This is a genomic window from Sphingomonas sp. NFR04 (genome assembly GCF_900114095.1).
Taxonomy (GTDB): domain Bacteria; phylum Pseudomonadota; class Alphaproteobacteria; order Sphingomonadales; family Sphingomonadaceae; genus Sphingomonas.
On record NZ_FORV01000006.1, the window covers coordinates 1 to 14,419 of the forward strand.

General features: G+C 67.3%; 17 protein-coding genes. 13 read left to right on the top strand and 4 right to left on the bottom strand.

The features are described 5' to 3' along the window. From BM009_RS16400 to BM009_RS16405, 3 genes are all read left to right on the top strand, one after another. Nucleotides 1–467: M48 family metallopeptidase (locus BM009_RS16400; RefSeq protein WP_175488085.1), on the top strand; the 467-nt coding region annotated here is incomplete at its 5' end. A gap of 50 nt (nucleotides 468–517) precedes the next feature. Further along, a complete protein-coding gene (locus BM009_RS23175) occupies nucleotides 518–649 on the top strand; it encodes a hypothetical protein (RefSeq protein ID WP_302847369.1) in 132 nt (43 codons plus the stop codon). 22 nt (nucleotides 650–671) lie between these two features. Next, nucleotides 672–962 (top strand): UvrB/UvrC motif-containing protein, encoded by a 291-nt coding sequence (locus tag BM009_RS16405; RefSeq protein WP_254772344.1) that lies wholly within the window; start codon nucleotides 672–674, stop codon nucleotides 960–962. A 66-nt stretch (nucleotides 963–1,028) separates the two neighbouring features. Here BM009_RS16405 and era read toward each other — a convergent pair whose 3' ends face one another. The 3 genes from era to lepB form a co-directional block, all read right to left on the bottom strand. Further along, on the bottom strand, nucleotides 1,029–1,937 hold the full coding sequence (era, locus tag BM009_RS16410) for a GTPase Era (RefSeq protein ID WP_093297860.1): 909 nt from the start codon (nucleotides 1,935–1,937) through the stop codon (nucleotides 1,029–1,031). Nucleotides 1,938–2,108: 171 nt separating this feature from the next. Next, the gene (rnc, locus tag BM009_RS16415; protein ID WP_254772345.1) at nucleotides 2,109–2,765 is read right to left on the bottom strand and encodes a ribonuclease III; all 657 of its coding nucleotides are present in this window, start codon (nucleotides 2,763–2,765) and stop codon (nucleotides 2,109–2,111) included. 11 nt (nucleotides 2,766–2,776) lie between these two features. Then, on the bottom strand, nucleotides 2,777–3,640 hold the full coding sequence (gene lepB, locus BM009_RS16420; RefSeq protein ID WP_175488086.1) for a signal peptidase I: 864 nt from the start codon (nucleotides 3,638–3,640) through the stop codon (nucleotides 2,777–2,779). A gap of 104 nt (nucleotides 3,641–3,744) precedes the next feature. Here lepB and pgi point away from each other — a divergent pair, with 104 nt between their 5' ends. The 3 genes from pgi to gorA all read left to right on the top strand — a co-directional run bounded on the left by pgi (nucleotide 3,745) and on the right by gorA (nucleotide 7,107). Beyond that, on the top strand, nucleotides 3,745–5,241 hold the full coding sequence (gene pgi / locus BM009_RS16425) for a glucose-6-phosphate isomerase (RefSeq protein WP_093298189.1): 1,497 nt from the start codon (nucleotides 3,745–3,747) through the stop codon (nucleotides 5,239–5,241). Further along, entirely contained in the window at nucleotides 5,238–5,543 is a 306-nt protein-coding gene (locus tag BM009_RS16430) for an alkylphosphonate utilization protein (protein ID WP_093297863.1), read from the top strand. Before pgi ends, BM009_RS16430 begins: the two co-directional genes overlap by 4 nt. 217 nt (nucleotides 5,544–5,760) lie before the next feature. Next, nucleotides 5,761–7,107, top strand: coding sequence for a glutathione-disulfide reductase (gene gorA / locus BM009_RS16435; RefSeq protein WP_093297865.1), 1,347 nt, complete (start codon nucleotides 5,761–5,763; stop codon nucleotides 7,105–7,107). 36 nt (nucleotides 7,108–7,143) lie between these two features. Here gorA and BM009_RS16440 read toward each other — a convergent pair whose 3' ends face one another. Beyond that, entirely contained in the window at nucleotides 7,144–8,409 is a 1,266-nt protein-coding gene (locus tag BM009_RS16440) for a dicarboxylate/amino acid:cation symporter (protein WP_093297866.1), read from the bottom strand. Nucleotides 8,410–8,480: 71 nt separating this feature from the next. Here BM009_RS16440 and glmM point away from each other — a divergent pair, with 71 nt between their 5' ends. The 7 genes from glmM (at nucleotide 8,481) to BM009_RS16475 (ending at nucleotide 14,403) form a co-directional block, all read left to right on the top strand. Next, on the top strand, nucleotides 8,481–9,821 hold the full coding sequence (glmM, locus tag BM009_RS16445) for a phosphoglucosamine mutase (protein WP_093297868.1): 1,341 nt from the start codon (nucleotides 8,481–8,483) through the stop codon (nucleotides 9,819–9,821). Between the two features lie 76 nt (nucleotides 9,822–9,897). Continuing rightward, nucleotides 9,898–10,182, top strand: a complete 285-nt coding sequence (locus BM009_RS16450; RefSeq protein ID WP_093297870.1) for a hypothetical protein — start codon at nucleotides 9,898–9,900, stop codon at nucleotides 10,180–10,182. Between the two features lie 43 nt (nucleotides 10,183–10,225). Further along, nucleotides 10,226–10,450, top strand: a complete 225-nt coding sequence (locus BM009_RS16455; RefSeq protein ID WP_093297871.1) for a DUF1272 domain-containing protein — start codon at nucleotides 10,226–10,228, stop codon at nucleotides 10,448–10,450. 4 nt (nucleotides 10,451–10,454) lie between these two features. Next, nucleotides 10,455–11,615: a bifunctional hydroxymethylpyrimidine kinase/phosphomethylpyrimidine kinase gene (gene thiD, locus BM009_RS16460; RefSeq protein WP_093297872.1), complete on the top strand. Its 1,161-nt coding sequence runs from the start codon at nucleotides 10,455–10,457 to the stop codon at nucleotides 11,613–11,615. Continuing rightward, complete coding sequence (locus BM009_RS16465) at nucleotides 11,608–12,234, top strand: ribonuclease HII (protein WP_093297873.1); 627 nt, start codon at nucleotides 11,608–11,610, stop codon at nucleotides 12,232–12,234. Before thiD ends, BM009_RS16465 begins: the two co-directional genes overlap by 8 nt. Before the next feature lie 217 nt (nucleotides 12,235–12,451). Beyond that, nucleotides 12,452–13,021: a hypothetical protein gene (locus BM009_RS16470; RefSeq protein ID WP_093297874.1), complete on the top strand. Its 570-nt coding sequence runs from the start codon at nucleotides 12,452–12,454 to the stop codon at nucleotides 13,019–13,021. Between the two features lie 251 nt (nucleotides 13,022–13,272). After that, nucleotides 13,273–14,403 carry a site-specific DNA-methyltransferase gene (locus BM009_RS16475; RefSeq protein ID WP_093297876.1) on the top strand — a complete coding sequence of 377 codons (1,131 nt, stop codon included), beginning with the start codon at nucleotides 13,273–13,275 and terminating at the stop codon, nucleotides 14,401–14,403. The last annotated feature ends 16 nt before the right edge of the window (nucleotides 14,404–14,419 follow it).

A 14,419-nucleotide genomic window follows, 5' to 3' on the forward strand; every position in this document is an offset into this window, starting at 1 on the left:
AGATCCGCGCCGTCGTCGCGCACGAGATCGGGCACTATAAGCACAATCACCTGCTGATCCTGGCCGCGGTCGTCGCGGTGTTGGCGGGGGCCGGATTGTGGCTTGTCGACCGCATGCTGGGGGCCGTGCCGCGGAGCCGGGATCGTCAGTCACCCCTGGTCCAGAATCCCGCCGCGATACCGCTCGCGCATCTGGTGTTCATCACCTTCACGCTGCTGACGACGCCGATCATCGTGTCGACGGAACGATGGGTGGAGGTGGATGCGGATGCCTATGGCCTGCAGCTTGCGAACGAACCGGACGGCATGGCCAAGGCGCTGATCCGAACGGTCGATTTCCGCGCCAGTGCGCCGAGTCCTGTCGAAGAGACGCTCTTTTACGACCATCCCAGTATCGCGAGGCGGATCCGCCGTGCCATGGAATGGAAACGCAGCCATCCCGCCGATCGTGGGGACGGTGCACGGTAAAGCACGCACCGACACTGATCGCACCGATCTGCGCTGCCAGACATAGTGCAATGGAGGCGTTCGCCGAGAAGCTGCGGCGGTCTGCGACCAGCGAAATCATCGTGAAGATGAGCGGCGACGAGCGTGTTCTAAGGCGCATTGTCGCCGAGGAAGCGGCGGGCGGTCTCCGTGCACCCGATTAATGCCATCGGGCGTTCAGGCCGGGTGACCCTAACAATCGAAATTCTACAGCAGCAGATGGACGAGGCGGTCGCCGCGCTCGATTTCGAGACGGCGAGCAGGTGCCGGGACATGATCAGCGCCATGCGCGGAGGCGCTACCGCGGTGGAGGCAGAATCAGCCGACTTCGCGGGACTGAAGCGGCAGGAGCCGGGCGCGATGGGCTTGGGTACGAGCCAGCAGAAGGTAAATCCCCCCGCGGGATGGCGCCCCCCGCCCAAGCCAGATCCGATGACGGCCGGGCGCTCCAGACGTGGCCGGACCCCCAGATCCTGAGTCACATGCCGGGGCATGTGCTGCCGAGCCCGAAGCAGGGGTGCCCCGGTAGCCCTGCTCAGGCCGTCAATCGACCCAGTCGAGCCCGATCTCGCGGTAGAGGCCGCGGTCCTCTTCCCACTTCGGATTGACCTTGACGTGCAGGTACAGGTGCACCGGCACCCCGAGCAGCTTCGCGAGCTCGGCGCGGGCGCGGCTGCCGATTTCCTTGAGCCGCTGGCCGCCCTTGCCGAGCACGATCGCGCGCTGGGTGTCGCGCGCGACGAGGATCTGCTGGTGGATCTCGACCGATCCGTCCTCGCGCTCGCTATATTTCTCGGTCTCGATCGCGCTGGCATAGGGCAGTTCGGCGTGGAGCTGCAGGTATAGCTGCTCGCGGGTCACTTCGGCCGCCAGCATGCGGTCGGTGGCGTCCGAGACCTGGTCCTCGGGGAAGTGCCACTCGCCCTGCGGCATCGCGCCGGCGAGCGCGGCCTTGAGCTCGGGCACGCCGTCGCCGGTCTGGGCCGAGACGAAATAGGTCTCGTCGAACGCCAGCGCCTCGTTGAGCTTGGCGGCATGGCCGAGCAGGCGGGGTTTGTCGGCGATGTCGACCTTGTTGAGGATCAGGATCTTGCGCCCGTTGCGGCCGCGCAGGCTGTCGATCACCGCATGGACCTTGGGGCCGATGCCGCCCTTGCCGTCGACGACCAGCGCGACGAGATCGGCGCCGTCGGTGCCGTCCCAGGCGGCGGCGACCATGGCGCGGTCCAGCCGGCGCTCCGGCTCGAAGATGCCGGGGGTGTCGACCAGGATGATCTGAGTGTCGCCTTCGATGGCGATGCCCATCACGCGGGCGCGGGTGGTCTGCGCCTTGGGGCTGACGATCGCGACCTTCTGGCCGACCAGGGCGTTGACCAGCGTCGACTTGCCGGCATTCGGGGCGCCGAGGATCGCGACGACGCCGCAGGATTGTTGGGTGGTGGGTTCGGTCATGGGTTCCGGTTGTACTGGGGAATGGGGATGGGGGCGAGGGGGAGTAAGCGCAAACTAAGCCCCTCCCCTTCAAGGGGGGGTGGGGTGGGGCAGTGTCTCACAGAGACCAACTGAGGTTCTGGAATCCCTCCACCCCAACCCCTCCTCCAAGGAGGAGGGGCTTAAGATGGTTCAGCCGCCCAGCTTCGCCAGCAGCGCTGCCGCCGCGGCAGTTTCGGCTTCCTGCTTGTTGCTGCCCTCGGCGCTGGCTTCGGCGAGCTTGCCGATCGACACCTTCACCGTGAAGCGCGGCGCGTGGTTCGGGCCTGAGCGGTCGACGATCTCATATTCCGGCGGGCGGCGGTTGCGCGCGGCGGCCCATTCCTGGAGCGCCGACTTGGGATGCTTGGGGGCCTTGGCGTGTTCGTCGATCCGGTTGCCCCAGGCCTTGCGCACGAAGGCGCGCGCCGCATCGAGCCCGTCCTCGCGGTAGAAGGCACCGATCAGCGCCTCCATGACGTCGCCCAGCACATTGTCGCTGTCCGCCGCGCCGTCGTCGCGGGCCTGCTTGCCGAGGCGGAGATGCGGCACCACGCCGAGCTCGCGCGCGACATCGGCGCAGACCGGGCCGGTCACCAGCGAATTGAGCCGGCGGGAGAGCGCGCCTTCGGGCTCTTCGGGAAACCGCTCGAACAGCCATTCGGCGACGATCAGCCCCAACACCCGGTCGCCGAGAAATTCGAGCCGCTGGTAATTGCCGGCAGCCTGGCTGCCATGGGTCAGCGCGCGCTGGAAACTCGGCAGGTCTTTGGCGGGGCGGCCGAAGGTCTTTGCGACCCAGCCGCCCAGATCGGGCACGCTCAGAAGCCTTCTCCGATCCGGCTCCACCGCGCCGCAGTGAACCAGGTCCAGGGCAGCAGCCAGTTGGCGCCGCCATCGGTCGACCAGAAGTTCACGACCGCCTTGCCCTCGATATTCTCGATGGGCACGAAGCCGATGCCCGAGCCATAGGGCGGCTGCTGGAAGCGGCTGTCGGTGGAGTTGTCGCGATTGTCGCCCATCAGGAACACATGGCCGGCGGGGACGGTGAACACCTGGGTGTTGTCCTGCGGCAGATTGTCCTGGTCGAGCACGTTATACTGCTTGCCGTTCGGCAGCGTCTCGCGGAACTGCGGGATGCGGCAGATCGGCGCACCCTTGGCATCCGCCGTCTGGAACTGCGTCGGGCAATGGGTGAAGTTCGGCGTGATCGGCAGCACGAAATCGGCGATGCGCTGCTTGGGCACCGGCTTGCCGTTCAGGATCACCTGACCGTTGACCATCTCGATCGTGTCGCCCGGCAGGCCGATGACCCGCTTGATCCAGTCCTCGCCTCCATGGTTCGGCGCCTTGAACACCACCACGTCGCCGCGGGCCGGGTTGCGCGGCAGGATGCGGCCCGGGATCAGCGGCAGGCTCCACGGCAGCGAGTGCTTGGAGTAGCCATAGTTCCACTTGGTGATGAACAGATAGTCGCCGATCAGCAGCCGCGGCAGCATCGACTCGCTCGGGATGCTGAACGGCGAGAAGATGAAGCTGCGCACCACGAACACGATCAGCGCCAGCTTGAGCAGGAAGGTGGCGAGGTCCCGCCACTCCGACTTCGGCTTTTCCGGCTTTGCGACAGGCGCTTGCACGTTTTCGGGGCGCGAGGCGACGGGTTCGGTGGAGGCGGGCGTTTCCATGGGCACTGCTCTGCTAGGGCGCGGCGGGGAGGTCAAGCGGCGGAATGAGGCTGGAATGGGCCGGTGCGGGACGATAGGGGAGCCCTGCCACCAAGGAGATGAACATGGCCTTGCCCGACTGGACGCCGATCCAAGCCCTTCCCCAGACCAAGCTGACCGACCTGTTCGCCGCCGATGCCGATCGGCTGTCGCGGCTGAGCGTCGATGTCGCCGGCATCCATTTCGACTGGTCCAAGACCCACCTGACCGCCGACGCCGTCTCCGCCTTCGCGGCGCTGGCGCAGCAGATGGACTTCGCGGGCAAGCGCGATGCGCTGTTCGCGGGCGAGGTGGTCAATGTGACCGAGGGCCGCGCGGCCGAGCATACCGCCGAGCGCTATGAAGGCGCGCCTGATAGCGTCGCCCGCGCCCGCAGCCAGCATGCGCGGATGCGCGCGCTGATCGACGCGATCGAAGCCGAGGCGCTGGGGCCGATCCGCCACATCCTCCACATCGGCATCGGCGGCTCCGCGCTGGGCCCGGACCTGCTGGTCGATGCGCTGGGCCGCGACATGGACCGCTACGACGTGGCGATCGTCTCGAATGTCGACGGGGTTTCGCTGGAGGACGCGATGGACGCGTTCGATCCGCAGGCGACGCTGCTGGTGATCGCCAGCAAGACCTTCACCACCACCGAGACGATGCTCAACGCCCAGAGCGCGCTCGCGTGGATGGCCGAGGGCGGCGTCGAGGATCCCTATGGCCAGGTGGTGGCGCTCACCGCCTCGCCGGACAAGGCCGTGGAATGGGGCGTCGACGAAACCCGCGTGCTGCCCTTCTTCGAGAGCGTCGGCGGGCGCTATTCGCTCTGGTCGTCGATCGGTTTCCCGGCGGCGCTGGCGCTGGGCTGGGACGCGTTCGAGGAACTGCTCGAAGGCGCGGCCGAGATGGACCGCCATTTCCGCCTCACCGATCTCGCGCAGAACGCCCCTGCGCTCGCTGCGTTCGCAGACCTTTATTACACCCAGGCGCGCGGCTGCGAGACCCGCGCCACCTTCGCCTATGACGAGCGGCTGCGGCTGCTGCCGAGCTATCTCCAGCAGCTGGAGATGGAATCGAACGGCAAGCGCGTCACGGCTGAGGGCGAGGTGGTGACCTACCCGACCTCGGCGATCACCTGGGGCGGCGTCGGCACCGATGCGCAGCATGCGGTGTTCCAGCTGCTCCACCAGGGCACGCATCTGGTGCCGCTCGAGTTCGTCGGCGTTATCGAGGCGGGCGACGCGCTTGCGCCGGAGCATCACCGCCAGCTGCTGCTCAACATGTTCGCGCAAGGGGCCGCGTTGATGGCCGGCAAGGGACATGAAGACCCCGCGCGCAGCTATCCGGGTGACCGGCCGTCGTCGACGTTGCTGCTCGACGCCGTCGATCCGCGCACGCTGGGCGCGCTGATCGCCTTCTACGAGCACCGCGTGTTCGTGAACGCGGTGCTGCTCGGCATCAATCCGTTCGACCAGTTCGGTGTCGAGCTGGGCAAGGAAATGGCCAAGGCGGCCGACAAGGGCGGGCTCGATTTCGACCCCTCCACCAACGACTTGATCCAGCGGGCGTTCGGCGCGTGAGCGGCGAAGACGAATATGTGTACGACGAGGCGAGCGGGGAGTGGATCCCCGCCGCCGAGGCTGCGGCCAAGGCCGATGCGGCGGACGCGGTGGAAGTCCGCGACTCAGTCGGCAACATCCTGCAGGATGGCGATCACGTAACGCTGATCAAGGACCTGACCGTGAAGGGCGCCGGCCAGACGCTGAAGCGTGGCACGCTGATCAAGTCGATCCGCCTGACCGGCGATGCGCAGGAAATCGACTGCAAGTTCGACGGCATCAAGGGCCTGGTCCTGCGCGCAGAGTTCGTCCGCAAGCGGTGAGCCTCCTCAAGCCGTCATCCCCGCGAAGGTGGGGATCCATTTGCCAGGACGTCGCGATTACTGCTGCGGCCTCACAGGCCAATGGATCCCCGCCTTCGCGGGGATGACAATGGTATAGGTTGATGCCGGGGCGCCCTTGTATTCGCCGTCGGCACCCTATCTTCCCCTGCGACCCTTTCTTCCGGCCTCCCGCGCCGGCGCATCTCCGGAGTGACCCATGTCCGACTATGACTTCGACCTGTTCGTGATCGGCGCAGGCTCCGGCGGGACGCGCGCCTCGCGCATGTCGGCGGCGTACGGCGCCAAGGTCGCGGTGGCGGAGGAGTATCGCGTCGGCGGCACCTGCGTGATCCGCGGCTGCGTGCCGAAGAAGCTGCTGATCTTCGGTGCGCATTTCGCCGAGGACCTGAAGGACGCGCGTCGCTTCGGCTGGGAGGTGCCCGACTGCCATTTCCACTGGCCGACGCTGCGCGACAACGTCCTCGCCGATGTCGACCGGCTCAACGGCCTCTACACCCAGGGGTTGGAGAATAACGGCGTCGAGATCTTCCACGAGCGCGCCACCATCACCGGCCCTAACGAGGTGACGCTGGCGAGCGGCAAGGTGGTCAGCGCCAAGACCATCCTGATCGCCACCGGCGCGCATCCGCATGTGCCGAGCTTCCCCGGCAGCGAGCACGGCATCACCTCCAACGAGGTGTTCCACCTGGAGACGCTGCCCAAGCGCGTGCTGATCGCTGGCGGCGGCTATATCGCCAACGAGTTCGCCGGGATCTTCAACGAGTTCGGATCGAAGGTGACGCTGGTCAACCGCACCGACGTGATCCTGCGCGGCTATGATGCGCAGGTCCGCGACCGGCTGCTCCAGATCTCGATGATCAAGGGCATCGAGTTCCGCTTCTTCGCCGAGTTCGAGAAGATCGAGAAGCAGGCGGATGGCAGCCTGCTCGTCTCGATGAGCGGGCATGATCCGATCGAGGTCGATTGCGTGCTGTTCGCCACCGGCCGCGTGCCCAACACCAAGGGACTGGGGTTGGAGACGGTAGGTGTCGAACTCAACGGGCGCGGCGCGGTGAAGGTCGATGCCGACAATCGTAGCACGGTCGAGAGCATCTATGCCGTAGGCGACGTGACCGATCGCGTGCAGCTGACGCCGGTGGCGATCCGCGAGGGCCAGGCCTTTGCCGACACGCTGTTCGGCGGCAAGCCGCACCAGGTCGATTATCACTGCATCCCCAGCGCGGTGTTCAGCCACCCGCCGATCGCGTCGGTCGGCATGACCGAGGGCGAGGCGCGCAACAGTCTGGGATCGGTGAAGGTCTACACCTCGGATTTCCGCGCGATGAAGAATGTGCTCGCCGGGCGCCACGAGCGGTCGCTCTACAAGATGATCTGTGACGGTGTGACCAGCAAGGTCGTCGGCCTGCACATGATCGGCCCGGATGCGCCGGAAATCCTCCAGGCGGCTGCGGTGGCGGTGAAGGCCGGGCTGACCAAGGACGCGTTCGACGCGACCGTGGCGCTGCACCCGACCATGGCCGAGGAACTGGTGCTGCTGAAGTAAGGAAGGCGGGCCTCCCCGAGGGGAGGCGCTGCCCCGTCAGGCCTCGTGGCGCAGGATCGCGTCGCCCGAGCCCTGCTGCGCACCTGCCTTGCGCGACAGCCAGATCGTCGTGGCGAGGTCCCAGGTGACGTTGCCGACCGTGCGCATGATGTCCGGCAGCGTCTCCACCGCGACCAGCAAGCCCAGCGGCGTGATCGGTGCGCCGATCGTCGCCGCGACCGGCGAGATCGCGCTGACATAGCTCACCGTGCCCGGCAGGCTGACCGAGCCCAGAGATGTCAGCATCGCAACGACCGCGCCGACCAGCAACGTGGTCGGATGCAGCGGCACGCCGAACCATTCCGCGACATAGATGGCAACGGCGAAGTTCATCGCCGGGCCGGTCGAGCGGAAGATCGCGACGGCAAGCGGCATGGTCACGCCCGAGACGGCGACCGGTACGCCGACCTCCTCGGCACCCTCGATCATCACCGGCAGCGTTGCCAGCGACGACTGTGTGCTCAGCGCCACCGCCTGGCTGGGCAGTGCCGCGCGGAACATCCGGCCGAGGCCGATGCGCCCGCCGAGCACCGCCGCCGGATAGGCGAACAGCGTCACGACCAGGCCGACCGCCGAGACGATCAGGATATAGTGGAGCAGCGCGCCGAACGCGCCCGTGCCCGCCTTGGCGCCGACGACCAGCGCCAGTGCGAACACTCCGACCGGGCCGATCCACAGCACCCAGTCGATCACCACCAGCATCACGTCCCGCACCGCGACGAAGAAGTTGGTGAGCAGCGCGCGCGATTCCGCTGCGACGCGGGTGATCGCGAAGGCGAACACCAGCGAGAAGATGATCAGCGACAGGAACGCGTTTTCCGCCGCCGCCTTGACGATGTTGGCAGGAATGATCGCGGCGAGGAATTCGCCGAGCGGCGGCACCGGGCCGATCTTCTCGGCGCCGGTCAGGGCGGCGCGCAGGCTGGCGGCCGATTCCTGGGGCAAGGGCGCGATCTTGAGGAATAGCGGCGTCAGCACTGCGGCAAGCAGCGCCGAGCAGAACAGGAGCGCGACATAGAGCGCGATTGCCCTCCCGGCTAGCCGACCGGCAGCAGCGGCCTCGGCCGTCGCGGTCACGCCGGTGATCAGCAGCGCGACGACCAGCGGCACGATCGTCATCTGCAGGCCGTTGAGCCATGCCTGTCCGACCGGTTGCGCCCAGCCGGCGATCGTCAGGCCCCATTGCGGGGAGAAAGCCGCCAGCGCGGCGCCCACCGCGAGCCCGGCCAGCAGGGAAAGAAGAATACGAGTAGGTTGCGACATGCTCGCCCTTTGGAGTTTTCGCCGCTATCACAGCACGCACACAACGCCACAAGGGCGCGAGAACGAACCACATGGCAAGAAAATATTTCGGCACCGACGGCATTCGCGGCGCCACCAACCTCTCTCCGATGACCGCTGCGATGGCGATGAAGGTGGGCATGGCCGCCGGCGCGCATTTCCGCCGCGGCGACCACCGCCACCGCGTCGTGATCGGCAAGGACACCCGACTTTCCGGCTATATGCTGGAAAATGCGATGGTTGCCGGCTTCACCAGCGTCGGCATGGACGTGGTGCTGGTCGGCCCGATGCCGACGCCCGCGGTGGCGATGCTCACCCATTCGATGCGCGCCGACCTGGGCGTGATGATCTCGGCAAGCCACAACCCTTATGCCGACAACGGCATCAAGCTGTTCGGGCCCGATGGGTTCAAGCTCTCCGACGCCGACGAGGAAGCGATCGAAGCGCTGATCGACGGCGAGGTGCCGCTGGCGGCGTCTGCCGATATCGGCCGCGCCCGCCGCGTCGAGGATGCGCGCGGCCGTTACATCCACTTCGCCAAGTCCACCTTCCCCTCGGACCTGACGCTCGATGGCCTCAAGGTGGTCGTCGACTGCGCCAATGGCGCGGCCTATCAGGTGGCGCCATCCGCGCTTTGGGAACTGGGCGCGAATGTCGTCTCGATCGGCGTGTCGCCCAACGGCAAGAACATCAACGACGGCGTCGGTTCAACTGCGCCGCAGGTGCTGAGCGAGACGGTAGTCGGCTCGGGCGCGGCGCTGGGCATTGCGCTCGACGGTGATGCCGACCGGCTGATCGTCGTCGACGAGACCGGTACGGTGATCGACGGCGACCAGCTGATGGCGCTGATCGCCACCGGCTGGGCGCGGCAGGGCAAGCTCGCCGGGGGCGGGCTGGTCGCGACCGTGATGTCGAACCTCGGGCTGGAGCGGCACCTCTCTGCACAGGGCCTAGGGCTGGTGCGCACCAAGGTGGGCGACCGCTATGTGCTCGAGAAGATGCGCGGCTCCGGCTACAATGTCGGCGGCGAGCAGAGCGGGCACATCATCCTCTCCGACTATGCGACCACCGGCGACGGGCTTGTCGCCGCGCTGCAGGTACTGGCCGAGATCGTCCGCGCCGGCGCGCCGGCGAGCGAGGTTCTGCACCGCTTCGAACCGCTGCCGCAGCTGCTCAAGAACGTCCGCTTCGCCGGTGGCAAGCCGCTCGACGATCCGCGCGTTCAGGACGTGATCGCCGCCGCCGAGGCCGAGCTCAAGGGCCGCGGGCGACTGGTGATCCGTGCCTCGGGCACCGAGCCGGTGATCCGCGTCATGGCCGAAGGCGACGATAAGGCGCAGGTGGAAGCGGTGGTCGACCGTGTGTGTGATGCGGTGCGCGTAGCGGCGGGGTGATCCCGCCGGCCGGTTCGATTGCCCGTCGGTACGCCGTTTCACCCGCGTTCAGCTCTCGCCTGGGACAAGGCTCGTCATGGATCGCTCTCCTCACATCCTGGGCGCCGCGTCGAACCTGCTCGGCATCGCGCTGCTCATCATCACCGGCCTCAAGCTCACCAAGGTCGCCGATCAGACGATTGCGGACGAGGTGGCCATGGGCGCGTGCCTGTTCTTCGCCATTAGCTGCCTGCTCTCCTATCTCGCGATCCGCGCGCCCGAGGCGACGCGGACCGAGGACATCGCGGACAAGGCCTTTCTGTGCGGCCTTGGGGCGCTGCTGATCGCGGTGCTGATCGTCGCCTTCAACCCGCCGCGCTGAGCGGCGCTTGCCTCCCGCCGCAAGGTGACTAGAAGGTTGCCCGATGCTGGAAATGCGGCCTGATTGCGAACGCTGCGGCGTCGACCTCCCCGCCGATGCCGGCGGTGCGTTCATCTGCTCGTTCGAATGCACCTTCTGCGCCGACTGCGCCGACGACATGGACGAACGCTGCCCCAATTGCGGCGGCGAATTGCTCGATCGCCCCGCCCGCGTCGGCGACGCGTTGAAGCGACATCCGGCATCCACCGAGCGCAAGCACAAGGAATAGGGCCATGGCCGCACGCGTGCTGATCATCGCAGGCTCGGATTCCGGCGGCGGCGCCGGGATCCAGGCGGACATCAAGACCGTGACCATGCTCGGCGGCCATGCCATGACCGCGATCACCGCGATCACCGCGCAGAACACGGTGGGCGTGCAGGCGGTCCATCCGGTGCCGACCGACATGGTGATCGCGCAGATCGACTCCGTCGTGCGCGATATCGGCGTCGACGCGGTAAAGATCGGCATGATCGGCTCTGCCCGCACCGCGCTCGCGGTGGCCGAGCGGCTGGCCGAACTGCCCGGCGTTCCCGTGGTGTTCGATCCGGTGATGATCTCGACCAGCGGTGCCCGGCTGGCGGACGAGGCGACTGTTGCCGCGTTTGAGCGGCTGATGGACCGGGCGACGGTGATCACCCCCAATCTGCCGGAGTTGGAGGCGCTCGGCCGCGATCCGCAGGAGATCGTGGCGGCGCATCGCTGCGCGGTGCTGGTGAAGGGCGGGCACGGCACGGGGCCCGAGGTGGTCGATACGCTCTACTCGTCGGATCCCGAGGACCCGCCGCAGATCGAGTGGCGCGACCCCAAGATCGATACCGAGAACGACCATGGCACCGGCTGCACGCTGGCGTCGGCGATCGCCTGCGGCCTTGCCTGCGAATGGGACCTGCCCGAGGCGGTGGGCCGCGCGCGCCGCTTCGTGCGGATCGCGATGCGCGAGGCCGAGGGGCTGGGCCGCGGCCATGGCCCGATGGCGCAGCAGGCGGTGCGGCTCGACCTCAACATGAGCTTCTTCGAGCCGATGCTGAACCAGGTGACGGTGCCGGCGCAGGATCTGGCGGCGAGCGAACGCTTCTACCGCCTGCTCGGACTGCGGCAGGTGGTGCGGGCCTCGCCCCGCTATGCCCGGTTCGAGACCGAGGGCGGCGCCACTTTCTCGATCGCGACCGACGAGGCCTATACCGCGCCGGTGGTCTATTTCGAATGCGGCGACCTCGACGTGACGGTCGCCTATCTGCAGCAGCAGGGCTTCCGCTTCGAGCAGGAGCCCAGGGACGAGAAGTGGGGCTGGCGCGAAGCGCGGTTGCGCGATCCTGCCGGCAATGCGGTTCGTCTCTATCAGGCTGGCGAGATGCGCCGCTTTCCGCCATGGCGGATCGAGGACGATGCCTGACCTTTTGTACGAGACCCGTTATTTCCAGCTCCATGCCGGCCCGGTCGCTGGGGTGGACGAGGCTGGGCGCGGCCCGCTGGCCGGCCCCGTGGTCGCAGCGGCCGTGGTGCTGGACCCGGACTGCATTCCCGAGGGCATCAACGATTCCAAGGCGCTGACCGCCGCCAAGCGGGCGCGGCTGTGCGAGGAACTGCTCGCCTGCGCCAAGGTGGGGGTGGGGATCGCCAGCGTCGAGGAAATCGACCGGCTCAACATCCTCTGGGCGACGATGCTGGCGATGTCGCGCGCGGTGGAGTCTCTGGGTTTCCCCCCCGCCTTCGTGCTGGTCGACGGCAATCGCTGTCCGAAATGGGATCATCGCAGCGAGGCGGTGGTGAGCGGCGACGCGCTGTGCCTGTCGATCGCGGCGGCCTCGATTGTCGCCAAGCACCGGCGCGACTGTATGATGATCGAGCTGGACGCGCAGTTCCCCGGCTATGGCTGGGCGTCGAACAAGGGCTATGGTGGCAAGGCGCACCAGGAGGCGCTGCGCGCGCTGGGGCCCACGCCGCACCACCGCCGCAGCTTCGCGCCGGTCGCGCAGGCGCATCTCGATTTCGGACCGATCGCGGCGGAATAGCGCCGCGCTTGCCCACTACACCCATCGTCATTCCCGCGGAGGCGGGAATCCATTGCCCTCGAGGCTGGAGGAAAGAACCGCGACTTCAGCGCCAATGGATCGCCGCCTTCGCGGGGATGACAATGAAAATGCGGGTAGACCCGGCAAATTTTGCCTAGTGCACCCGCTTGCCCCGCCGCTGTCCTATGATGTTGGGATAGCAGCGGGAGGAGCGGGCATGGCATATCTGGGCAGCTTGATACGGGGGACGACCGGCGGGTTTCAGCCGGCGACGCGCTACGACCCGGTGCTGGCCGAGCTGCTCCGCGAGGCGATCATCGGCGCGGCGAGCTTTCACGAGATGGCAGCAATGGTGCGCTATGCCGAATCGCGCGGGCTGGGGGCAATCCGCTTCCGCTTCGACGACGGTGCCGCGCTGACCGATCCCACGCACCCGCTGCATGTCGCCTTCCTCGAGACACTGCGCGACCCCGTGCTGGCCAGCGATTACGCCGATCTCGGCGAGATCGTACCGTGGCGCGAGCGTGCGCTGGCGCTGCGGCTGCCCTCCGACATGCTGGGCGCCCGCGCCAGCCGCAAGGCGGTTCGGGCCGCGATCCTGGCAGCAGGCACCTCCTGGGAAGTTCGCGTGGCGCTGTGCGTGGCGGCCCGCATCCGATTCGGCGGCGAAGCCGAATGGTTCGGTCGCGAGGCGCAGGCGCTGTACGAAATGGGGCTGTTCACCCAAGCCCGCGCGCGGCTCGCGGCGAGCGTCGCGGGCGGCGGCGAGGCGATTGCGATCGGCTGAATCGTTTGCGGAACGTTCCAGCTTATCCACAGGCCGGGAAAATTTTCGTGGGCCCGCAACTGAGTCTTTTCGGCCACACCCACCAGCGCTTGGGCCTGTGGATAACTTCTTGACTCAAGATATGGCGGGTGCCGAAATGTTCCGCCGGGCCAAGCACCTGCTTCGGGTCACCACCCGGCGATCCCCCCTCTTGACGGAGGAGTCGCTCGGCCCCGAATAGGGGTGCCTTTTGAGCGAAGGGGCAATGATTCATGGGCGTGCTGGAGAAGGTCAAAAGGGCGGGTGTGCGCGTCGCGAAGCAGGCGCCGGCCGTGCTGCCGCTGGACACGATCCTGCGCCAGGATTGCATCGAGGCGATGCGCGGGCTGCCCGACAAGTCGATCGACATGATCTTCGCCGATCCGCCGTACAATCTGCAGCTGGGCGGCGATCTCAACCGGCCCGACGGCAGCCATGTCGACGCGGTGACCGACGAGTGGGACAAGTTCGACAGCCTGGCCGCCTATGACAAGTTCACTCGCGAATGGCTGGCGCAGGCGCGCCGCATCCTGAAGGACGACGGCACGATCTGGGTGATCGGCAGCTATCACAACATCTTCAAAGTGGGCTCGGCGATCCAGGACCTGGGCTTCTGGATCCTCAACGACATTATCTGGCGCAAGGCCAACCCGATGCCCAACTTCAAGGGCACGCGGTTCACCAACGCGCACGAGACGCTGATCTGGGCGTCAAAGGGCGAGAAATCGCGCTACACCTTCAACTATCGCTCGATGAAGACGCTCAACGACGAACTGCAGATGCGCAGCGACTGGGAATTCCCGATCTGCAGCGGGCAGGAGCGGCTGAAGAAGAACGGCACCAAGGTCCACCCGACGCAGAAGCCCGAGGCGCTGCTGTACCGCGTGCTGCTCGCCTGCACCAAGCCGGGCGACGTGGTGCTCGATCCCTTCTTCGGCACCGGCACCACCGGCGCGGTGGCCAAGCGCCTCGGCCGCCGCTGGATCGGCATCGATCGCGAGGGCGTGTACGTGGAAGCGGCGCTGGAGCGCATCGCCGCGGCGCTGCCGCTCGACGAGAGCGCGCTGCAGACGATGCAGGCCCCCAAGGCGGCGCCGCGCGTGGCGTTCGGCCAGCTGGTCGAGAATGGCTATCTCGCGCCCGGCACCGTGCTCAGCGACCACAAGGCGCGCTGGCGGGCGACGGTGGGCGCGGACGGCTCGCTCAGCTGCGAGGGGCAGGCCGGGTCGATCCACAAGCTCGGTGCCACGCTGCAGGGCGCGCCGAGCTGCAACGGCTGGACCTTCTGGCATTACGAGGACCAGAGCGGCCTCAAGCCGATCGACGCGCTGCGCCAGACCTACCTGCTCGCGACGCAGCCATAATCTGTGTCTCGTCTCC

Bases quoted from the DNA above. Each gene is read 5' to 3' on its own strand.
- BM009_RS16465 (WP_093297873.1), top strand. From the start codon at position 11,608: ATGCCTGACCTTTTGTACGAGACCCGTTATTTCCAGCTCCATGCCGGC.
- BM009_RS16470 (WP_093297874.1), top strand. From the start codon at position 12,452: ATGGCATATCTGGGCAGCTTGATACGGGGGACGACCGGCGGGTTTCAG.
- BM009_RS16440 (WP_093297866.1), bottom strand. From the start codon at position 8,409: ATGTCGCAACCTACTCGTATTCTTCTTTCCCTGCTGGCCGGGCTCGCG.
- thiD (WP_093297872.1), top strand. From the start codon at position 10,455: ATGGCCGCACGCGTGCTGATCATCGCAGGCTCGGATTCCGGCGGCGGC.
- BM009_RS23175 (WP_302847369.1), top strand. From the start codon at position 518: ATGGAGGCGTTCGCCGAGAAGCTGCGGCGGTCTGCGACCAGCGAAATC.
- gorA (WP_093297865.1), top strand. From the start codon at position 5,761: ATGTCCGACTATGACTTCGACCTGTTCGTGATCGGCGCAGGCTCCGGC.
- BM009_RS16450 (WP_093297870.1), top strand. From the start codon at position 9,898: ATGGATCGCTCTCCTCACATCCTGGGCGCCGCGTCGAACCTGCTCGGC.
- pgi (WP_093298189.1), top strand. From the start codon at position 3,745: ATGGCCTTGCCCGACTGGACGCCGATCCAAGCCCTTCCCCAGACCAAG.
- glmM (WP_093297868.1), top strand. From the start codon at position 8,481: ATGGCAAGAAAATATTTCGGCACCGACGGCATTCGCGGCGCCACCAAC.
- BM009_RS16475 (WP_093297876.1), top strand. From the start codon at position 13,273: ATGGGCGTGCTGGAGAAGGTCAAAAGGGCGGGTGTGCGCGTCGCGAAG.
- era (WP_093297860.1), bottom strand. From the start codon at position 1,937: ATGACCGAACCCACCACCCAACAATCCTGCGGCGTCGTCGCGATCCTC.
- BM009_RS16455 (WP_093297871.1), top strand. From the start codon at position 10,226: ATGCTGGAAATGCGGCCTGATTGCGAACGCTGCGGCGTCGACCTCCCC.
- lepB (WP_175488086.1), bottom strand. From the start codon at position 3,640: ATGGAAACGCCCGCCTCCACCGAACCCGTCGCCTCGCGCCCCGAAAAC.